This is a genomic window from Tepidibacillus fermentans, from assembly GCF_004342885.1.
Lineage (GTDB): Bacteria > Bacillota > Bacilli > Tepidibacillales > Tepidibacillaceae > Tepidibacillus > Tepidibacillus fermentans.
Genome location: NZ_SMAB01000011.1, coordinates 24,205 through 45,101, shown reverse-complemented (window position 1 = coordinate 45,101; position 20,897 = coordinate 24,205). Strand labels below are relative to the sequence as shown.

The window sequence follows — 20,897 nt, the reverse complement described above, 5'->3', positions numbered from 1 at the left end:
TTTGGAGATAATCAATATTTGATTGATAAATTTAGATCAAACGATATAGGTTAAGGTGAGTAAGAATGGAAAAAGTTTATCTTGGAGTCGATATCGGGTCGGCAACAGTGAAGGTTGTTGGGATTGATGAAAATGGAGATTTAGTGGGTAAGCCTATCTATATTCGTCATGATCAATTTCCGACACAAGTGGATGCAGTAAAACATGCTCTTCAATCCTATTTAGAGTCCATCTCTGACTATCAAGTTGTTGGTCTTGGACTAACAGGAAGTGGCCGGGAATTAAACCGCCATCTCCTCGGTGGTGATTTAACAAGGACCGAAATTTTTGCACATTCGCTTGGAATTCTCCATGTATTGAAAAAAGGATGGATTCCTGATCCAAACAATGATCATCAACCCTTAACGAAAATTGGAACGATTATTGAAATTGGTGGCCAAGATTCGAAAGTGATCGTTTTTGATGAGAATAATACACCTGTTTATTTTAATATGAATACGATTTGTTCAGCAGGAACAGGGGAATTTTTAAAACAGATTGCCGATGAAGCTGGAGTTCTACTTGATGATTTTGGTGATATCGCGCTTGAAGCCAAAATATCAGCAAAGATTGACTCTACCTGTACTGTTTTTTCCCGTCGAGATTTTCGTCACCTGACACAAAAAGGGGTGGCATTGTCGGAACGACTTCGTGGCGTTTGTGATGCCATGGTAAAAAATTATATAAACAATGTAGTCAAAGAGCAGAAACTAAAGGAACCTATTCTCTTTCAAGGTGGGGTTGCTTTTAATAAAGGAGTCTTATCTGCGCTTGAACGTCAACTTGAGACAAAAGTCATCGTTCCTCCTCACCATGATATTATGGGTGCCATCGGTATGGCTGTCATTGTTCGCGATGAAAAATTAAAGGCAGGAAATGGGTCTTCGTTTAAAGAGGATTTCTTTACACGAGAATTTGATAGTCAGGTTCGTTATTGCCATGGTTGTCATAATGCTTGTGAACTTTCTCAACCGATTGAGCGAATCGGAGATCAAGCTACAATTCTTGATACGCTAGGTGGAAGATGTGAAGGATCTCTTCTAGCGAAGAATGTAAAAGAATACCCTCAGGCTCAAAGCCAACTACAAATCCCGATCAATCGGTCAAAGGAAAGAAGGAAACAAATTGATCAAAAGATTCCTACTCTCGCAAATAAAGTTCGTATAGCTGACGGGATCTACTTTGCTGGGATAGATGGAGGATCACGAGGAACCAAGTATGCGCTAATAAAAGGGACTGAAATAGGGATCGATATAGTGGCAGTTGGATCAGTGGAAACCTCTGGTAACGCGATGAAAGCGATCCAAACAGCATTGAGCCAATTAGAACAACATCTTCCTAATGGTCAAACCTTAGGAGGAATCGGTACAACTGGAAGTGCAGCTGAACTAGCAAGAGATATGATTACGAGAAAAACCAAAGACACTTCAGATATAAAGGCAACCGAAATTATCGCCCATACGACATGGGCGAAACATTTCGTTCCCGATGTGAAAGTGATTATGGATATTGGCGGCAATGATGCCAAAATCATTGTGCTCAATGATCATGGAATTGAATTTGCGATGAATGACAAATGTGCAGCTGGTGCAGGGGCGTTCATTGAGGCGATTGCTAGAAGGTTTGAAGTTCCTTTAGAGGAATTTGGCAAAATTGCCCTAACGTCCAAAGCTCCTGCAAGGATATCTGGTCGTTGTGCCGTTTTTGGTGAATCAGACATTATCCATAAAGCGAGATTAGGGTTTAAAACCAATGATTTGTTTATGGGACTTGCTTATTCCATTTGCCGTACCTATTTATCTGATATCGGTAAAGGAAAAGTGTTATCTGTTCCCATCGTTGCTCAAGGAGGAACCTTCCTTAATCAAGCGATCCAAAAAGCATTTCAAGAGACGTTACAGTTATCAACGGATGAGTTGATTATTGCTGATGATCCCCGTTTTGTTGTAGGTGCAGGGGCATTAGGAGTCGCTTTGCTAGCCAAAGAAGCATATGAGAAAGGGTATGATACTGCATTTAAAGGTTTTGAATGGGTATTAAATTCCCATTATCAGACGGAATCGTTGACTTGTCAGCATCCTTCCTGTGATCGAACTTGCCATGGTGTGATCACCCTTTTAGAAAATGGGGTTCCGATCTCCGGATATAAATCCATTGATTGTGATTTTGGAATGTTTGATGGCATGATTTTAGATCAACAAGAGCGAAATCTCGTGGAAACTTTGCTGGAAAGGGGGACCGCATAAGCATGAAAGATATACGAAAGCCAATGATTGGCGTATCGACTGCTTTTACGGGAAAATATTTAGGAAGCCAAGTGATTTTTCGCTTTCTGGAAAATTTGCAGTTTCCTATAAGAAAAACAAAAATGACAAAACCACAAATCGTTGAAGCAGGAAGTACTTTGGCGAGTTCTGACTTTTGTTTACCCTTAAGAATCTATGTGGGTCATATTTACTATCTTCTTCAAGAACATCCAGAGATTGATCTGTTAATCACACCGATTGTAAAAGGAGAATATCCCGATTCGAGCACATGTGCCAAGTACCGCGATTTAAATGGTGTAATCATTCGCTCTTTAGGGAGTATCGCCGGTTATCATCTAAGGCAAAGCAGTGATAAACAAATCGAAGTATTCCAAGAATTGGTGGGATCGCAAAAAACCCAATATCTCTTGCATAAAGTTCAATCCCTTCCTAGAATTATCGCACCAGAGATTGAATCCATTGAAAGATCCCATATGCGTCATGTTTGTTTTAAACTATATCGAGATATCATGGGAAAAGGCAATGGTAAAGAAAAATTCACCAAAGAACAATTGGAAAATGCTTTTGAAGAGGCTTACGAGATCATTGTTGTTAAGAAAAGAGATCAATATCAACAGAAATTGGCAAATGAAGAGAAAATTCGTTTAGCGATCGTTGGACGGCATTATTTAACTGAAGATCCTGCTCTATCTGCTGACATTAAAAAATATTTTATCAAAAAAGGTGTAGAAGTCTTTACGATTCAAGATATTCCCTTTGAACAACTAAAGCAATACTACCAACAGATCAATGGATTTTATGATACTCATAAATTAGGACTTGCTTTTATTGATTATGTATTCGAGCAAGTGGATGGTTTTATTGTCATTGGTAGTTTTGGCTGCCATCCTGACGCATTTCAAGTTGAATATTTTAGTCAATATATTCGTGAAAGAGGAAAACCCGTTTGGACGTTTAAATTTGATGAACAAACAGGTGGGGTTGGTTTCCATACTCGCTTTGAAACCATTCTTGGTTTCCTTAAACAAAAACGGGATGAACGAATACAGAATAACAGGGTGATTCTCACAAGCAGTTTAGAAAAAAATCCTGTAGTTAAAGAAGTGGCTCAACAGGGAAATCTTAGACCGATATTTATTTGGCCACATATGGGTCCAGGAATTGATTTGCTTTTAAAAGAAATCTGGTATCAACTTGGACTACAGAATTACTTATATCCGCCAAAACCAGTAAATGAGGAAACCATTCAAAAGGGAAATGTTCATTATACGGAAACCTGTTCTCCTTATGCTTTCAGTATGGGAAGTGTACGCCAGACATTGGATCGTTTACTAGATGATTTAGAAAAAGAGGCAAAAGAATTAGAGCAAATGGTTGAACCAAGAAGGATTATTCTCCTAATGGCAAGGGGAAAGGGACCATGTACTTTTGGCTGGTATGCCATCGCTGGCGAAAAAGCATTACGAGAAGAATACGCGGATAAGTTAAAGCGTTATGGACATACTTTTGGAATGGTTGCGTTGGATAATGAGGGGCGTGATCTGATCCCATTCCTTCAAGAATTAGCCAATGTGGCAGAAAATGATCAGATCAAGAAAATCATTCGACTTTTAGACACGATCTTAATTGACCATGGTAAAGGTAAAGGACGTTTTCAGGCTATAAAGGCAGAATTCAAATTGATTAAACAATTAAAACAGATTGTTTGGCCTGGGTGGCAAAAGCTCCTTGCTTATGAAGAACTACAAAATAAGGCATTAGTAACTCGCGCTCACGAATATCAAAAAGGGATGACTACTCTCCGTTTGAAATATTGGATTGAGAAATTGGATCACGTTCATACGTTAGAAGAAATTGAAGAGATTAAGAATACTGCACTCTATGACCTGGATTCAATTCCGCAAGATTCTGAGCCCAAGCCAAAAGTGGTGGTTGTTGGCGAAATTTATGTGGCTCTTACTTCCTTTGCCAATCGGGGAACCGTTGACCATTTGTTAGGGCAGCATGGAATCGAAGCGGTAGAAGGAATGCGCTTAAGTCACTTTATCAAAGGGGCATTTAAAGGATTAAAGATGCATTATCTAAATCAGCACCCCCTTTTAAAACCATGGTTAGACAAACTGGAAGCTCTTGGCTGGTATCATCGAAATCGTTGGGTTCGAGAACCTTTTGCCAACCCTTTTTTAGAACATGAAATTGGTGGCGACGGGCAACCCACTGTGGCATATGCTCGCCATCATATTGAACAAGATGGAGTAGACGGAATCCTTCATATCTATCCTTTTAAATGTATGCCAGAAGGAATGGCAAAGGATGCGCTTGATGAAATGAGTCCAATCTATGGGGTAAAAAGCCTTCACTTGTCTTTTGATAAAGAGATTGAGATTGAACGATTAAGAACAGAGATTGGTACCTTTGCAACACTGTTGTATCAGGATCTAGAACGAAAACAAGGGTTGAATCCACAAAAGGAAATAGAACGAAGACAAAAAATTGGCCAAACGATTGAACAGGCTTATTACCATTCGAAGAAGTCAAAAAGTAAAGTGATCAAGGAGAAAGCTTTGTAGCCTCATGCTGCAAAGCTTTTTTAAATAGGTTTGTATGATTCTATAAGCTCGACTTTAGCGAGCGAGCTTTCCCTTCGACCGTTTATAGCCGTAAGGTTAGGAGTGCGTTAGAATCATACAAGCCATACTAAATGCTCATAGAGACAAAATAGTTCTTGACGCTTATGTCCATTGGTGGTAGACTTTATAACAACACTTTAGTTTGGTAGCATAGTAAAGTATCGTGAATCGAAAAAAGGATGGGAACAATGGGAAAGTTAAAAAACTTTGAGAAACCAATTGGATTTCGCGATCTTTTACCAGAGATGGCAAATCAGAAAAGAGAAATAGAGAATCGTTTACAGACCTTGTTTTCTCGTTGGGGATACCAAGAGATGATCACCCCAACTTTGGAATACGATCAAATCGTTGGAAAAGCAAGTGCGATCTCGGATTCGAAGATGTTTCGTTTACTCGACCGTCAAGGAAATGCGCTTGTTTTACGTCCAGATATGACTGCTCCAATTGCACGGGTTGTTTCTTCTGTTTTACGAAATGAAACATTACCGATTCGTATTTCCTATCATGCAAATGTCTTTCGTGCACAAGAAAATGAAGCAGGTCGTTTTTCGGAATTTTACCAATCGGGAATTGAGCTGATCGGAGAAAGAACACCTGATGCGGATGCCGAAGTGTTAACCCTAGCGATTCAATCGTTGAGACAAGTAGGGATCGATTCATTTCGGATCATTGTTGGTCATGTAGAATATTTAAATGGAATATTGGATGAATGGATCGATGAAGAAGAACAAAAAAAAGTTTTAAAAGAAAGGTTAGCAAAACGAGATTTTGTGGGCTATCAACGATTTGTTGAAGAAAATATAGGGATGGAACTAGGAAGAAAAACCCTTTTATCCATTCTTGATTTACAAGGGGATTTTAGCGTTTTAGCAAAAGCAAGGAAAATCACTTCTTCAGAAAAGGCAGAAAAAGCCCTTGACGAGCTTATTCAAATCTACCAACTCCTTCAACTCTATCAAGTAGAAGAATACGTATCTTTTGATCTTATTTTTGTTCCCCATTTGGAATACTATACAGGAATGGTCTTTGAGGCAACAGGGGAAGGATTAGGTTTTCCTGTATGTAGTGGTGGACGGTATGATTCCTTATTATCCTTGTTTAATAACCCCCAATATGCGACAGGATTTGCTTTGCATCTTGATCGAATACTTGATCTTGCAACCGTCAATCAGGAATCAAAGGAAAAAGTCTATATCATTTATGATTTGGCACATCAGGATGAAGCATTACGTTATGCTGTCAAATTACGTGAGACAAAGGGTATGGTTGTGGAGACGATACGCATAGATTCCAAAGAGGATCTTCAATTCATTCGTTCTAACAATAAAACGGTTGAGCGGATTTACTTTTTACAGGAGGACATAGAGGAATGAAAGAACAACGATTAACCATTGCTGTGCCAAAAGGTCGGATTATGGGAGAAGCGATAGAAATTTGGCGAAAGGCAGGGTTACCTGTCCCAAAAGATATTGAAGATACACGCAAATTAATCTTGACGACGGAAGATGGAGCAATGGAATGGATCCTAGCTAAACCGATGGATGTCCCTACTTATGTGGAATATGGAGTAGCAGATCTAGGTATTGCTGGCAAAGACGTTCTGATGGAAACAGGACGAGAAGTTTATGAACTCCTTGATCTGAAAATTAGTCAATGCCGTTTATCCGTTGCTGGACTACCTAGAGTGGAGCCAAAGGGAATCATGCCAAGAATAGCAAGTAAATATCCAAGAGTGGCAGAAAGATATTTTCGTGAACAGGGAAAACAGGTGGAAGTGATTGAACTTCATGGATCGGTTGAATTAGGGCCAATCGTTGGTTTGGTTGACCGGATTGTCGATATTGTCTCTACTGGACAGACATTAAAAGAAAACGGTCTTGTCGAATATGAAACCATTGCCGATATATCGACTCGCCTAATCGCCAATCAAGTGAGTTACCGAATGAAACAAGCAGCCATTAAAGAGATTATAGAACGCTTAAAAGAAGTAATCTAAGGAGGGTTTATGATGATCAAGATCTATCGCCAGTATACAGAATTTAAACGTCGGGAAAACAATGACAATCTTGAAGAGAAAAGACAACGGGTCTTAGAAATCATCCAACAAGTACGAATGAATGGGGACAAGGCCCTCCTTGCTTTTACCAAAGAATTTGATCATGTAGAACTATCATCCCTTAGAGTCCCTGTTGAAGAAATTGAGCAAGCTGATCAGAAGGAAGATTCAGCTTTTGTTTCTGCTTTAAAAGAGGCAGCAGAAAAAATTCGCTCCTTTCACCAAAAACAAAAACGGGAATCATGGTTTAGCACCGAAGAAGATGGAACGATTTTAGGTCAGAAGGTTACACCGATGGATCGGGTGGGGATCTATGTACCTGGAGGGACAGCCGCTTATCCTTCTTCCGTATTGATGAATGCGATCCCTGCTCAAGTAGCGGGAGTAAAAGAGATTGTGATGGTGACCCCACCGAATCGAGATGGTAAAGTGAATCCCCATGTTTTATTAGCTGCAAAAATTTTGGGGATTGATGAGGTTTATGCAGTAGGTGGAGCACAAGCTGTTGCTGCATTAGCTTATGGAACGGAGACGATCAAACCAGTAGACAAAATTGTCGGTCCTGGGAATATCTTTGTTGCCTTAGCCAAACGGGAAGTGTTTGGTCAAGTTGGAATCGATATGATTGCGGGTCCTAGTGAAATTGCGATTGTGGCTGATGAGAATGCCAATCCAATCTATCTAGCAGCTGACCTCTTATCTCAGGCTGAACATGATCCGATGGCTTCTTCCGTATTATGGACAACATCTGAGTCTTTAGCAGAAGCAGTCCAATTAGAGGTGGAAAAACAGTTACAGCAATTACCACGTGAACGAATAGCAAGGGAATCGATTGAGAATTATGGTGGAATTATTGTTGTCGAGAGTTTAGAAGAGGCTTTTAAACAGGTGAATCAAATGGCTCCTGAGCATTTGGAAGTGATGGTCGAACAACCCTTTGCATGGCTTCCAAAAATTAAGCATGCTGGCGCGATTTTCTTAGGAACATATAGTTCAGAACCTGTAGGCGATTATTTTGCAGGACCAAATCACGTGCTACCGACAAGTGGTACGGCAAGGTTTTCTTCGCCGTTAAATGTGGATGATTTTATCAAGAAATCGAGTATTATCGCTTATAGTAAGGAAGCGCTTTTTGAACATGGGAAGAAAATTATTACGTTAGCTGAAAAAGAGGGACTACATGCCCATGGAAAAGCGATAGCGGTTCGATTGGAAGGTGAGAGGTAATGGAACGGGAACGAAAAGCAAGAATCTATCGAAAAACGAAGGAAACAGAGATCGAAGTGGTATTAAACCTCGATGGGGAAGGCAAAACAGAACTAGAGACAGGGGTTCCCTTCCTTGAACATATGTTGGATTTATGGAGCAAACACGGTCATTTCGATTTAACTGTTAAAGCTAAAGGAGATATTGAGATTGATGATCACCATACCGTTGAAGATATCGCAATTTGCTTAGGTCAAGCCTTTAAAGAGGCATTAGGTTCCAAGGAAGGGATCAACCGGTATGGAATGAGTGTTGTTCCCATGGATGAAGCGTTAGGTCAAGTGATTGTCGATATTAGCAATCGTCCTCATTTGGAATATCGGATCGACCTTCCTGATTCAAGAATTGGGACATTTGCAACGGAATTATTTCATGAATTCTTATGGAAATTCGCTCTCGAATCACGGATGACGATTCATACGATTGTTCACTATGGCCGCAATTCTCACCATATGATTGAAGCGATTTTTAAGGCATTAGGAAGAAGCCTGCATGAGGCGATTCAAATCAATCCAAAGCAAAAAGGAATTCCTTCGAGTAAAGGGGTATTGTAATGATTGCCATTATAGATTATGGAATGGGGAATTTACACAGTGTGCAAAAAGCATTAGAACGATTAGGTTTTGAAGCAAAAGCTACTGATGGGGCAAAAGAGATTCTATCTGCGGATAAAGTGATCTTACCTGGTGTTGGGGCTTTTGGCGATGCTATGGAGAATCTACGAAAAAAAGAGCTTATCCCTGTCATTCATCAACTGATTGAACAAGGTACACCGTTTTTAGGAATTTGTCTTGGAATGCAGTTATTATTTGATTCAAGTGAAGAACATGGCTATCATCAAGGATTAGGAATATTTCGCGGTCATGTGAAACGTTTTGCGGGAGATTATAAGATTCCCCATATGGGCTGGAATGAATTAAACATTCAGCAAAAAGATCATCCATTGTTTGCAGGGATAGAGGGAGGGCATGTCTATTTTGTCCATTCCTACTATGTTGACGTAGAAGAAAAAAGCATCTTATTAGCAACGACCGATTATTATCAAGAGGTTCCAGCGATTGTTGGGAAGAACCATGTCATCGGCATGCAATTTCACCCAGAAAAAAGTGGCCAGGTTGGCATGAAATTGTTGGATCGATTTGCAAAGGGGGAGATTGCATGAGTTTTACCATTTACCCAGCTATCGATCTGCGTGGTGGACAGTGTGTTCGCTTATTTCAAGGAGATTATGGACAAGAAACGGTTTATGGAGATCCCATCGAAATCGCAAAACAATGGCAGAAAAGGGGTGCAACCTGGTTGCATCTTGTGGATCTTGATGGAGCCAAAGAAGGAGCACCGATTCAAATGGAAGTGATTGCGAAGATCGTCAAAGTGATTGATATTCCTGTCCAAGTAGGTGGTGGGATCCGAACATTGGAGACGATCCAAAAATATTTTCAACTTGGCGTTTCTCGTCTTATCTTGGGAACGGCTGCATTAGAAAACCGGGAATTGTTAAAACAAGCCCTTGAGTTAAATCCTGAGGGGATTGCGGTTGGTATCGATGCACGAAATGGGTATGTCGCAACTCGGGGTTGGTTAGAAACCAGTCAAGTCCCTGCGATCGAACTCGGAAAAGAATTAGTTAAGATGGGAGTAAGGCGGTTTATTTTTACCGACATAGCAAAAGACGGGACATTAACAGGACCAAACATTGTGGCGACACGACAATTTGCCAAAGAAACCAAAGGAGAAGTAATCGCTTCTGGTGGAGTTAGCCAAATTGAGGATCTGATTCAGTTAAAGCAATATGAAGAAGAGGGAATAGGTGGAGCGATTGTTGGCAAAGCCCTCTATACAGGAAATCTCTCCTTTGAAGAAGCATTACAACGGATCAAGGAGGCATAACGATGTTAACCAAGCGCATTATCTCTTGTTTAGATGTAAAAGATGGGCGGGTTGTAAAAGGAATTCAGTTTGTTCAACTGCGTGATGCAGGTGATCCTGTGGAGTTGGCAAAGGTTTACGATCAAGAGGGTGCCGATGAATTAGTTTTTTTGGATATTTCTGCGACCTATGAAGGGCGGAAAACAATGATTGATGTGGTTGAACGAACGGCCGGATCGATTTCTATCCCTTTTACCGTTGGGGGTGGGATTGGTTCGGTAGATGATATGAGAGCACTCTTACGAGCAGGAGCAGATAAAGTCTCCATTAATTCCAGTGCAGTAGCCAATCCAGACCTCGTCAATCAAGGAGCAAAGGTATTTGGCAACCAATGTATTGTTGTTGCCATTGATGCGAAATATAACGAGGAATGGGAAGATTATGAAGTAGTTACTCATGGAGGAAGAAAACCAACGGGTTTACGGGTTCGCGATTGGGCAAAAGAGGTAGAAAAACGAGGAGCAGGTGAGATCCTTCTAACAAGTATGGATCAGGATGGAAAAAAACAAGGTTTTGATTTAAAATTAACAAGAATGGTTGCTGAAGCTGTTCAAATCCCTGTGATTGCTTCTGGTGGTGGTGGAAATGCGGAACATTTTGCAGAAGCCTTTGAAATCGGAAAAGCAGATGCAGCATTAGCTGCTTCCATCTTTCATTATGGTGAAGTAAAAATTCCCGAATTAAAAGCAGAACTCCAAAAAAAGGGGTTGAATGTTCGTTGAGTAATTTTACAACCGAGATTGATATTTCACAAATTAAGTGGAATGAACAAGGACTATTACCAGTTGTGATTCAAGATGTGGAATCGAAACAGGTTCTAATGGTTGCTTATATGAATGAAGAATCTTTGAAAAAAACGCTTGAATCTGGTGAAACTTGGTTTTGGAGTCGATCAAGAAAAGAACTTTGGCATAAAGGAGCAACTTCTGGCCATATTCAAAAAGTAAAAGAACTAAGATTGGATTGTGACCAAGATACCTTGCTTGTACAAGTAGAACAAACAGGAGTCGCCTGCCATACGGGTTCATACACTTGTTTCCAAGAAGAGAAAGAGCAGGATTCTAGTAAAATACTCGAGAATTTAGCCCAACTTATCCAAGAAAGAGATCAAGAACGTCCAGAAGGATCCTATACCACTTATCTCTTTGAACAAGGTACAGATAAAATTTTGAAAAAAGTAGGAGAAGAGACGAGTGAAGTGATCATTGCTGCAAAGAATGAAAATCGTCAAGAAATCATCAATGAAGCGAGTGATCTTCTCTATCATCTTCTTGTTTTGTTCCAAGCAAAGGGAATCTCCATAAGAGAGGTAATGGCAGAGTTGCAAAGACGACACCAAAGTCCTTCTCATGATCAAAAATTTAACCGTAAACCGGAATTAAAGAAAAGACAATCGTAAACAGGACGTGATACAGATGTTTATCGACTATCATACACACCATGAACGTTGTGGCCATGCAGAAGGACAACTAAGAGATTATATTGAACAAGCGATTCAAATCGGCCTTGATCAATTGGGGCTATCTGATCATATGCCCATTATTCATCTTCCAGAGGAAAAAATTCCATCTGGAACTGCTATGAAACTTCAGCAATTAGATGAATATGTTCAAGAAGCGTTCGATTTAAAAAAGGAATATCGGGGCCAAATTGAGATAAAAGTAGGCATTGAAGCTGATTATGTTGAAGGGTTTGAAGAGGAGATCGAAAATTTACTTTCTCCTTATCCTTTTGATTATATTATTGGTTCGGTTCATTTTTTAGGAGAATGGGATCATTCAGATAGTCGGCAAATGGAAGGTTGGCGAAAAAAATCGATTGATCAGATTTTTAGTGAGTATTATCGTGCTGTTCAAGGAGCAGCAAAATCTGGGCTTTATGATATTATTGGCCATTTTGACGTGATTAAAAAGCATGGACATGTCCCTCGAGGGGATTTAACACCATTGATCGATGAAACGCTAAAAGTGATCAAAGAACAGGATTTAACCTTGGAAGTCAATACCTCAGGACTTTTTAAAGTTGTAAAAGAAATCTTTCCAGCCCCAATCATCATCGAAAAGGCTGTTTCATTAGATATTCCTTTTACCTTAGGCTCTGATGCTCATAAACCTGAACATGTTCATGTTGGTGTAGAAGAAGGAAGAAAGGTGTTAAAAGAATTAGGTGTAAACGAAATTGCCACTTTTGATCAGCGCAAAAGAATCATGGTCCAGTTTTAGATAAAGAGGTGTTATCATGATTAAATGCATCGCTAGTGATATGGATGGGACACTATTAAGTAGCAAACAAACGATCAGTGAAGAAAACCGTACTGCCATTAAAAGAGCACAAGAATCAGGGATTGAAGTTGTGATTGCCACAGGCCGTTCCTATCAGGAAGCGATTTATTTACTGCAAGAAGCAGGAATTTCTTGCCCGATTATTACTACAAATGGCGCAGAAATACGTTCGGAAACCGGGGAAAGAATTGCATCATTTCCATTACAAGGGGAAAAGGCAAGAAAAATCGCCGATTACCTTGACCAAAAAGAAATGTATTATGAAGTTTTTACGAATGAAGGAACATATATTAAAGATTATGAAAAAGGCTTAGCTACCATTATTGATATTTTATCAAGTGCGAATCCTTATTTCGACCCCGATCGATTCCTTGAGAATGCAAAAGAACGGATTAAACGAGAAAGTGTTCGTATCATTGATGATTATCAACCTCTGTTTGTTGATCCGAATATCGAAATTCTAAAAATACTCGCTTTTTCTTTAGATGTAGGAAAGAAAAAAGAAGTCGAACAATATCTCCTTCAATTTGACGTTGCTGTCAGTTCCTCAGGGTATGATAACCTAGAAATTACCGATATTCATGCCCAAAAAGGACTCGCGTTAGAATACTTTACTCGTGAACGAAAAATTAAGATGGAAGAAACAATGGCGATTGGTGATAGTTATAATGATCTATCTATGTTTTCGCGTGTAGGAATGGCGGTTGCAATGGGAAACGCGAATGCAGAAATCAAAGAAAAGGCAGATCAAGTAACAGCCACCAATGATGAAAATGGAGTTGCCAAAGCGATTTTACAATCATTAAAAATAAGCAATCCTCGGGAATAATATCGATTGAATTCAATAAAATCCCAATCCTATTCTCAAAAAATAGGATATGGGGATTTTTTTTAAATAAAAATTAGTACCAAGTCATATGAATTAGTATTATAATAAAGTAATAAAGAAGTAAAGGGTTAAAAGAAGAGGATTAAAAGAATAAGTACTGAAGAAAAGGAGAATGGTCATGGATTTTAAACATCTGATCGCGCCGAATAGATACAACTTAACACAAGAGGTTGAGAAGTTTGCTTCCGACAAAGTTGCGCTGAAATGGGAAAATGAAGAAGGACATTATGAAGAGATAACCTATAACGACCTCTTAAACAAGGCCAATCAACTTGCCAATGCATTGACAAAGTTGGGTTTAACAAAAGGGGATCGGGTATTAGTAATGATGCCACGATTCATTTTCTCCTACGTGATTTATCTCGCTTGTTTAAAAGCTGGTCTTGTAATCATTCCTGCTTCAGAGCTGTTACGTGCCAAAGATCTTAGTTATCGAATCAACCATGGAGAAGCAAAAGCGATCATCGCATATTCCGAATTCCATCAAGAGATTGATTTGATTACTGAACCGATGCCAACATTACAAGTTAAAATTTCTTACGGAAAAGAAGTGGATGGTTGGCTCTCGGTAGAACAATTAATGAAAAATGAATCGCAAACCTTTGAAACAATACGAACTACAAAAGACGATATTGCTTTTCTAACTTACACTTCAGGAACAACTGGTTTTCCAAAAGGAGTATTGCATAGTCATGGATGGGCCTATGCCCATTTACGGATCGCTGCAGATTTATGGCTAGATATTCAAGAACATGATCTTGTTTGGGCAACAGCGGGGCCTGGATGGCAGAAATGGGTTTGGAGTCCTTTCTTATCGATCTTAGGCAAAGGAGCAACAGGATTTATCTATCATGGAAGGTTTCAGCCTCATAAATATTTAACCCTATTACAGAATTACAAGGTGAATGTCTTATGTTGTACCCCGACAGAGTACCGTTTAATGGCTAAAGTGGATGGATTAAGTCAATACAATCTCTCCCATTTACGTAGTGCTGTATCTGCAGGAGAGCCGTTAAATCGTGAAGTGATTGATGTTTTTAGAAATTATTTTCAAATTGAAGTACGTGATGGTTATGGTCAAACCGAAGGAACTTTAATGGTAGCGACTTTAAAAGATATGAAAGTAAAGCCTGGATCAATGGGTAAACCAACTGTTAACGACGCTATTGAAATTATCAATGAAAACGGAGAGCCGGTTGCGATAGGTGAAGTAGGGGATCTTGCTGTTCATCGCAATCATCCTGCACTTTTTAAAGGCTATGATAAAGATCCAGAAAGAACTTCAGCTGTCTTTCGTGGTGATTACTATATTACTGGTGATCGTGCGCGAAAAGATCAAGAAGGGTATTTTTGGTTTGAAGGTCGTAGAGATGATATTATTATCAGTTCAGGTTATACCATCGGTCCATTTGAAGTTGAAGATGCATTGATGAAACATCCTGCTGTGAAAGAATGCGCTGTTGTTGCTAGTCCTGACGAAATCAGGGGGCATGTCGTTAAGGCATTTATCGTCTTAAAAGAAGGAATTCATGATGGATTGGAATTAGAACACGAATTGAAAGAACATGTGAAGCGCTTGGCAGCACCTTACAAATATCCAAGAAGAATTGAATTTATAAAAGAATTACCAAAAACAAATTCAGGGAAAATTCGTCGGGTCGAATTACGTGAATTAGAAGAACAAAAATATAAAGCTTTAGATATGTAGTGTATAAAATCGGGTATTATGGTATAAAAGAGATAGGAAGACCATGGAGGGGTTTTATGCACAGGAGATACCTCGAAATCTACGAAGAGATTAAAAATGCAATACTAGCCGGAACCTATCGTCCAGGTGAAAAACTATCTTCTGAACACGAATTTTGTCAAAAATATAGGGTCAGCCGAGGGACTATTCGTAGAGCACTAGAGTTGCTTGCAGAAGAAGGTTTTGTTCACAGTTTGCACGGGAAGGGCGTTTTTGTCTTAGATAAACACCCAATTACATTCTCCTTCGGGGGTCTTATTAGTTTCAAGGAAGCAAGTGAAGGTAATGATCAGCCTTTTCAGACGTATGTTCCTAAATTTGAGGAGATCATCATTGATCAATCCCTCCATAAGAAAACGAATTTACCAATTGGTGAAGAAGCATATCATATCTATCGTGTACCTATTCATGGCATTGCCTTTGAACCAACTGAAGGAGAAGTAGTTGCACCCATTGATGGGGAGATTATTCAACTTTTCCATACGAAACATGCAGTGGGAATTCGTAGTAAAGGTGGATTAGAAATTTTAACCTCCCATCGAAAGAAGTCTCCCACTTCTAAACGTGAAGGTGCAACAAAACCAGTGAAAGTGGGAGATGAATTTCGGTTAGGCGTAGCCTAAAGTTGTCTCTTTTTTGTACTATGATATAATCAGTCTTAGATAAATAAAAGGCTGTTATACAAATGAAATTAGATAATAATAATCATTCGGTATTCCTATTGTATTATCATCTTGTTCTGGTCGTAAAATATCGCAGACAAGTGATTGATGATACCATATCTGACTATGCAAAAGATATGTTTGTTCGATTGGGCGAAAATTACAATATTTCCTTGGTCGAATGGAATCACGATATTGACCATGTGCATATTTTGTTCAAAGCGCATCCGAATAGTGAACTATCAAAGTTCATCAATGCCTATAAAAGTGCAAGTTCTCGATTGATCAAAAAGCATTTTCCACAAGTGAAAAGAAAACTGTGGAAAGAGTATTTTTGGTCAAGAAGCTTTTGCTTACTTACAACGGGCGGTGCGCCCATCGAAGTGATAAAGCAGTATATAGAAGATCAAGGGATGAAGTGAGGTGATTCGATATGGCAAACAAAGCATATAAATTTCGTCTGTATCCAACGAAAGAACAAGAGCAACTTCTTGCGAAAACCTTCGGTTGCGTTCGTTTCGTCTACAACAAAATGTTGGCTGAACGAAAGGAAACATATGAACAATTCAAGGACGATAAAGAAGCCTTGAAAAAGCAAAAATTCCCGACTCCTGCCAAGTATAAAAAGAAGTTTGCATGGCTCAAAGAAGTCGATAGCCTTGCATTGGCAAATGCTCAACTGAACTTGCAGAAGGCATACCAAAACTTCTTTTCTGGTCGTGCAGAATTTCCGAAGTTCAAAAGCCGTAAGGCAAGACAATCCTATACAACCAATGTGGTCAACGGAAACATTATGCTTTTGGATGGTTATATCAAATTACCAAAACTGAAACTTGTAAAGATGAAGCAACATCGAGAAATTCCATCAGATCATATTATCAAATCTTGTACGGTTTCTCGAACAAAAACGGGAAAATACTATGTTTCTATTCTCACCGAATACGAACATCAACCTATACAAAAAGAAGTACAAGCTGTTGTTGGTTTGGATTTTTCCATGAATGGCTTATTTGTTGATAGCGAAGAAGGTAAGACAGCCAATTACCCTCGTTTCTATCATCAAGCCTTGGAAAAATTAGCGAAGGAACAGCGTATTCTATCACGCAAAAAGAAAGACTCTAATCGTTGGCACAAACAGCGACTAAAAGTGGCGAAGCTACATGAAAGAATTGCGAACCAACGAAAAGACTTTCTACATAAGGAATCGTACAAATTAGCAAAATTGTATGATTGCGTGGTTATCGAAGACCTCAACATGAAGGGAATGTCGCAAGCCCTCAATTTCGGCAAAAGCGTTGCTGATAATGCATGGGGCATGTTCACGACATTTCTCCAATACAAGTTAGAGGAGCAAGGGAAAAGAATTATCAAAATAGATAAGTGGTTTCCATCATCCAAAACTTGTTCATGTTGCGGTCAAGTAAAGGAGTCTCTATCTCTTGCTGAGCGCATATTCCACTGTGATTGTGGTTTTGTAGCAGATAGAGACTGGAATGCTTCTATCAATATCAAACTTGAAGGATTACGCTTATTAGCGTTAGCATAGCAAAAAGAACTCTTGGAACAAGAGGGATAGCTCGGTCAGTTTTCGTTGGCTACTAAAAGCAACGATAAGTCGAGAAGCCCCTACTTCAAAAACCGCAAGGTTTTAAGTGGTGGGTAGTTCACTCCACATCGGTTTAGAAACGGTACAAATGGAAGGAGAAGGTTTCACTGCACATGTGAAAGAAGGGGACAAAGTTAAAGCTGGTGATGCTTTGATTAGTTTTGACCTTAATCTCATCAAGGAAAAGGCCAAAAGTACCATTACTCCATTGGTGATCACAAACGGAGAGAAAGTAGGACAGATGGAAAGACTGGCGCAAGAGAATGTAAGCAAAGGGCAAACCCAAGTATTAAAAATTCATCTTGCTTAATCAATTGATTTAAAATAAAATAATAGAATTAAAAAATCAAGTGGCTATGTTCACTTGATTTTTCTATACTGCGATGAAAGTGCAGTACAATAAACAATTTTTTACAGTCTTTATTACTAAAAGGCAGTTTAAGAGGATGGAAAACAAATGAAGGATAAAAAAACTTATCAAATCCTGCGAATTTTAAATAATAATACGCTACTGGCCAAAGATGAATTAGGAAATGAAGTTGTGCTTTTAGGAAAAGGGATTGGTTTTAATTGTAAAAAAAGAGAATATTTGGTTGGTAAACAATTACAAGCGATTGAAAAAGTATTTACCCTTTCTTCTGATGCAAACCGCGATTCCATCTTACGTGTTCTTACAGAGGCTGATGATGAAACGATACATGCGATTCATGATGTGATTCAATATATTGAAAAGAACTCGGACCTTCATTTTACAGAACAATTTTTAGTCTCTTTTATTGATCATATTTCCTTTGCGATAAAACGTTTACAACAGGGAATTAATATCGATAACCCCTTTTTATTTGAGATTCGAACCCTTTACCCAGAAGAGTTTGCTCTCGCATTACAAGGATTGAAGATTTTAGAACAAAAATTAAATCTGGAAATCCCAGAAGATGAGGCTGGGTTTATTACCCTTCATCTTCATAGTCTTAGGACCAATCAAAGCATTAACAAAATGAATCGTTTTTCAGCACTTGTCAATCAATTGATTCATGTGATTGAAGAAGAATTAGCGATCAAGATTGACAAGGAGTCCATCGATTATGCCCGCCTAGTGACACACTTGCGCTTTGCCATTGAAAGAACGGAGCAAAACCAACACTTAGGAGAAAATCATCCCTTAAGTTCTTTATTGCAAAAAGAGTATCCTATATGTTATAATCTCGCTTGGAAATTAGTTAAGATCATGCAAAATACCTTAAAGACAGAAATACCAAAAGCAGAAGTTGTTTATCTCACTATGCATATTCAAAGAATATTGAATCATATCAATGAAAATTGAAAATGAAAGCGTCTACGTGTTACTGATTCGATCAGGCATGAGTAAATTTTTGGTGATTATGACATCCTAGTCATATCACAATTATTACTCATGCCTTTTTCTTTTTTGGTATTTCCTGCCGATATTAGCAGAAATTATAAATTAAAGGAGGATTAACGATGCTAAAAAAAATCTTTAGTGTGTTGCAACAAGTAGGTAAAGCATTGATGTTACCTGTTGCCATTCTACCTGCAGCTGGAATTTTGTTAGCTTTTGGGAATGCACTGCAAAACCCCGAGTTGATAGAAAGAATTCCAGCTTTAACAAGTCCTAGTTTTCAACTAGTTGCAAAGGTGATGGAGGATGCAGGGGGAATCGTATTTAGCAACCTTCCACTCCTTTTTGCTGTGGGAGTTGCTGTTGGATTAGCTGGTGGAGAAGGAGTTGCTGGTCTTGCCGCAATTATTGGTTTTCTGATCATGAATATTACGATGGGAGACATTCTTCATATCACCCCTGAAATGGTTGCAAAAAGTCAATCTTATGCAACAGTACTTGGTATTCCAACGCTGCAAACAGGGGTTTTTGGTGGGATCATCGTAGGTATTTTAGCCGCTTATTTATATCGAAAATATTACACCATCCAACTCCCGCCATTTTTAGGTTTTTTTGCGGGGAAACGTTTTGTGCCGATTGTCACTGCAGGATCTGCATTAATCTTGGGTATTTTAATGACTTTTATTTGGCCGCCTGTTCAAAATGCATTAAATGTATTTTCTCACAGTATGATCGATCAAAATAAAACGTTAGCTGCGTTTATCTTTGGTTTGATTGAACGATCCTTAATTCCATTTGGACTTCATCATATTTGGTATGCCCCATTTTGGTATGAATTTGGGAACTATGTCTCAAAAGCAGGTCAAATCATTCATGGGGATCAACATATCTTTTTCGCTCAGTTAAAAGATGGGGTACCTTTTACAGCTGGAACATTTATGACAGGGAAATTCCCATTTATGATGTTTGGTCTTCCTGCCGCAGCCTTAGCGATGTATCACGAAGCAAGGCCTGAGAAGAAAAAGATTGTTGCAGGAATTCTTGGTTCTGCAGCCTTAACATCGTTTTTAACAGGAATTACAGAACCGATTGAATTTACATTCTTGTTCATTGCACCTATCTTATTTGCGATCCATGCGGTCTTTGCTGGATTATCCTTTATGATTATGCATATCCTAAATGTAAAAATTGGGATGACCTTCTCTGGCGGTGTCATCGACTATATCCTCTTTGGAATTTTACCAAACCGTACTGCATGGTGGCTCGTCATACCAGTGGGCTTAGTATTTTCTGTAATTTATTATTTTGGTTTCCGTTTCGCTATTCGCAAATGGGATCTAAAAACCCCTGGCCGAGAAGACGAGGAAAATCGAGTTGAAAATACAGCAGATCATTCAGATAGTCTTGCTGCAAAAGTTTTAAAAGCCTTTGGAGGGAAGGAAAACTTAAGTGTACTCGATGCTTGTATTACTCGTTTACGGGTTACGGTAAAAGATCCAACGAAAGTGAATAAAGAAGAATTAAAAAAATTAGGAGCAGCAGGAGTCATGGAAATGGGCAATAACTTTCAAGCGATCTTTGGAACAAAGTCTGACTCCTTAAAGGAACAAATAAAAGCAATAATCAATGGTCAATCACCGGAAGCAGTGGAACAAAAGAACTTGATCAATGTCATTCCAAACAATATAGAAACCGTTGAAGAAGGTATCGAATATATCGTTGCTCCATTAGATGGAGAAGTCATTGACCTTTCAGAGGTGCCAGATCAAGTTTTTGCTGGTAAAATGATGGGGGATGGGTTTGCGATCAATCCTTCAGATGGAAAAGTTGTTTCTCCTATAAAAGGAAAAATCACAACCATCTTTCCGACTAAACATGCGATTGGTCTAGTTTCTCACAGTGGTTTAGAGGTTCTCATCCATGTAGGAATCGATACGGTTAATCTACAAGGAAAAGGATTTGAATTATTGGTGAAAGATGGACAAGAAGTAGAGGTTGGGACACCGTTATTAAACGTCGATTTGGATTATATCCGCACCCATGCCAAATCAACGATTACACCCATTGTCTTCACCAATTTAAATGAGAATCAATTCCTTCATGTCAATAAAGGAGAAGTAAAAGCTGGAACCACAGAAATTGCAATTATTGAAAAGAAATAACC

18 protein-coding genes and 1 pseudogene are annotated in these 20,897 nt (G+C 38.9%); all 19 read left to right on the top strand.

The window, feature by feature from the left end; all coding sequences use genetic code 11:
- Positions 1-65 precede the first annotated feature (65 nt).
- The 19 genes and pseudogenes from EDD72_RS07965 to ptsG all read left to right on the top strand — a co-directional run bounded on the left by EDD72_RS07965 (position 66) and on the right by ptsG (position 20,895).
- A complete protein-coding gene (locus EDD72_RS07965; protein ID WP_132769099.1) occupies positions 66-2,285 on the top strand; it encodes an acyl-CoA dehydratase activase in 2,220 nt (739 codons plus the stop codon).
- Positions 2,286-2,287: 2 nt separating this feature from the next.
- A complete protein-coding gene (locus EDD72_RS07960; RefSeq protein WP_132769097.1) occupies positions 2,288-4,876 on the top strand; it encodes an acyl-CoA dehydratase activase-related protein in 2,589 nt (862 codons plus the stop codon).
- Positions 4,877-5,124: 248 nt separating this feature from the next.
- The gene (locus EDD72_RS07955; RefSeq protein ID WP_165895014.1) at positions 5,125-6,309 is read left to right on the top strand and encodes an ATP phosphoribosyltransferase regulatory subunit; all 1,185 of its coding nucleotides are present in this window, start codon (positions 5,125-5,127) and stop codon (positions 6,307-6,309) included.
- Entirely contained in the window at positions 6,306-6,932 is a 627-nt protein-coding gene (gene hisG, locus EDD72_RS07950; RefSeq protein WP_132769093.1) for an ATP phosphoribosyltransferase, read from the top strand. The genes EDD72_RS07955 and hisG overlap by 4 nt, the downstream gene beginning before the upstream one ends.
- 12 nt (positions 6,933-6,944) lie before the next feature.
- Positions 6,945-8,219: a histidinol dehydrogenase gene (hisD, locus tag EDD72_RS07945; protein ID WP_132769091.1), complete on the top strand. Its 1,275-nt coding sequence runs from the start codon at positions 6,945-6,947 to the stop codon at positions 8,217-8,219.
- Positions 8,219-8,812 carry an imidazoleglycerol-phosphate dehydratase HisB gene (gene hisB, locus EDD72_RS07940; protein WP_132769088.1) on the top strand — a complete coding sequence of 198 codons (594 nt, stop codon included), beginning with the start codon at positions 8,219-8,221 and terminating at the stop codon, positions 8,810-8,812. The genes hisD and hisB overlap by 1 nt, the downstream gene beginning before the upstream one ends.
- Positions 8,812-9,420: an imidazole glycerol phosphate synthase subunit HisH gene (gene hisH / locus EDD72_RS07935; protein WP_132769086.1), complete on the top strand. Its 609-nt coding sequence runs from the start codon at positions 8,812-8,814 to the stop codon at positions 9,418-9,420. Before hisB ends, hisH begins: the two co-directional genes overlap by 1 nt.
- Positions 9,417-10,148 carry a 1-(5-phosphoribosyl)-5-[(5-phosphoribosylamino)methylideneamino]imidazole-4-carboxamide isomerase gene (hisA, locus tag EDD72_RS07930; protein WP_132769084.1) on the top strand — a complete coding sequence of 244 codons (732 nt, stop codon included), beginning with the start codon at positions 9,417-9,419 and terminating at the stop codon, positions 10,146-10,148. Before hisH ends, hisA begins: the two co-directional genes overlap by 4 nt.
- A gap of 2 nt (positions 10,149-10,150) precedes the next feature.
- Entirely contained in the window at positions 10,151-10,909 is a 759-nt protein-coding gene (hisF, locus tag EDD72_RS07925) for an imidazole glycerol phosphate synthase subunit HisF (RefSeq protein WP_132769082.1), read from the top strand.
- Entirely contained in the window at positions 10,906-11,586 is a 681-nt protein-coding gene (gene hisIE, locus EDD72_RS07920; protein ID WP_132769080.1) for a bifunctional phosphoribosyl-AMP cyclohydrolase/phosphoribosyl-ATP diphosphatase HisIE, read from the top strand. The genes hisF and hisIE overlap by 4 nt, the downstream gene beginning before the upstream one ends.
- Before the next feature lie 16 nt (positions 11,587-11,602).
- On the top strand, positions 11,603-12,409 hold the full coding sequence (hisJ, locus tag EDD72_RS07915) for a histidinol-phosphatase HisJ (protein ID WP_132769078.1): 807 nt from the start codon (positions 11,603-11,605) through the stop codon (positions 12,407-12,409).
- Between the two features lie 16 nt (positions 12,410-12,425).
- Positions 12,426-13,298 carry a Cof-type HAD-IIB family hydrolase gene (locus EDD72_RS07910; protein WP_132769076.1) on the top strand — a complete coding sequence of 291 codons (873 nt, stop codon included), beginning with the start codon at positions 12,426-12,428 and terminating at the stop codon, positions 13,296-13,298.
- Positions 13,299-13,476: 178 nt separating this feature from the next.
- Positions 13,477-15,066, top strand: a complete 1,590-nt coding sequence (gene mbcS / locus EDD72_RS07905) for an acyl-CoA synthetase MbcS (RefSeq protein WP_132769074.1) — start codon at positions 13,477-13,479, stop codon at positions 15,064-15,066.
- A 56-nt stretch (positions 15,067-15,122) separates the two neighbouring features.
- Positions 15,123-15,728, top strand: a complete 606-nt coding sequence (locus EDD72_RS12710) for a GntR family transcriptional regulator (protein ID WP_132769067.1) — start codon at positions 15,123-15,125, stop codon at positions 15,726-15,728.
- 62 nt (positions 15,729-15,790) lie between these two features.
- The gene (gene tnpA / locus EDD72_RS07895; protein ID WP_132769065.1) at positions 15,791-16,189 is read left to right on the top strand and encodes an IS200/IS605 family transposase; all 399 of its coding nucleotides are present in this window, start codon (positions 15,791-15,793) and stop codon (positions 16,187-16,189) included.
- 11 nt (positions 16,190-16,200) lie between these two features.
- A complete protein-coding gene (locus EDD72_RS07890) occupies positions 16,201-17,313 on the top strand; it encodes an RNA-guided endonuclease TnpB family protein (protein WP_132769063.1) in 1,113 nt (370 codons plus the stop codon).
- A 121-nt stretch (positions 17,314-17,434) separates the two neighbouring features.
- Positions 17,435-17,683, top strand: a pseudogene (locus tag EDD72_RS07885) (PTS sugar transporter subunit IIA); the annotation flags it as partial.
- Between the two features lie 147 nt (positions 17,684-17,830).
- A complete protein-coding gene (gene glcT / locus EDD72_RS07880) occupies positions 17,831-18,697 on the top strand; it encodes a glucose PTS transporter transcription antiterminator GlcT (RefSeq protein WP_132769061.1) in 867 nt (288 codons plus the stop codon).
- Between the two features lie 158 nt (positions 18,698-18,855).
- Positions 18,856-20,895 carry a glucose-specific PTS transporter subunit IIBC gene (gene ptsG, locus EDD72_RS07875; protein ID WP_132769059.1) on the top strand — a complete coding sequence of 680 codons (2,040 nt, stop codon included), beginning with the start codon at positions 18,856-18,858 and terminating at the stop codon, positions 20,893-20,895.
- The last annotated feature ends 2 nt before the right edge of the window (positions 20,896-20,897 follow it).

Coding starts and splice junctions, on each gene's coding strand:
- EDD72_RS07960 (WP_132769097.1), top strand. CDS start 2,288: ATGAAAGATATACGAAAGCCAATGATTGGCGTATCGACTGCTTTTACG.
- hisB (WP_132769088.1), top strand. CDS start 8,219: ATGGAACGGGAACGAAAAGCAAGAATCTATCGAAAAACGAAGGAAACA.
- hisH (WP_132769086.1), top strand. CDS start 8,812: ATGATTGCCATTATAGATTATGGAATGGGGAATTTACACAGTGTGCAA.
- hisF (WP_132769082.1), top strand. CDS start 10,151: ATGTTAACCAAGCGCATTATCTCTTGTTTAGATGTAAAAGATGGGCGG.
- hisA (WP_132769084.1), top strand. CDS start 9,417: ATGAGTTTTACCATTTACCCAGCTATCGATCTGCGTGGTGGACAGTGT.
- EDD72_RS07965 (WP_132769099.1), top strand. CDS start 66: ATGGAAAAAGTTTATCTTGGAGTCGATATCGGGTCGGCAACAGTGAAG.
- ptsG (WP_132769059.1), top strand. CDS start 18,856: ATGCTAAAAAAAATCTTTAGTGTGTTGCAACAAGTAGGTAAAGCATTG.
- glcT (WP_132769061.1), top strand. CDS start 17,831: ATGAAGGATAAAAAAACTTATCAAATCCTGCGAATTTTAAATAATAAT.
- EDD72_RS07910 (WP_132769076.1), top strand. CDS start 12,426: ATGATTAAATGCATCGCTAGTGATATGGATGGGACACTATTAAGTAGC.
- hisD (WP_132769091.1), top strand. CDS start 6,945: ATGATCAAGATCTATCGCCAGTATACAGAATTTAAACGTCGGGAAAAC.
- EDD72_RS07955 (WP_165895014.1), top strand. CDS start 5,125: ATGGGAAAGTTAAAAAACTTTGAGAAACCAATTGGATTTCGCGATCTT.
- mbcS (WP_132769074.1), top strand. CDS start 13,477: ATGGATTTTAAACATCTGATCGCGCCGAATAGATACAACTTAACACAA.
- tnpA (WP_132769065.1), top strand. CDS start 15,791: ATGAAATTAGATAATAATAATCATTCGGTATTCCTATTGTATTATCAT.
- hisG (WP_132769093.1), top strand. CDS start 6,306: ATGAAAGAACAACGATTAACCATTGCTGTGCCAAAAGGTCGGATTATG.
- EDD72_RS12710 (WP_132769067.1), top strand. CDS start 15,123: ATGCACAGGAGATACCTCGAAATCTACGAAGAGATTAAAAATGCAATA.
- hisJ (WP_132769078.1), top strand. CDS start 11,603: ATGTTTATCGACTATCATACACACCATGAACGTTGTGGCCATGCAGAA.
- EDD72_RS07890 (WP_132769063.1), top strand. CDS start 16,201: ATGGCAAACAAAGCATATAAATTTCGTCTGTATCCAACGAAAGAACAA.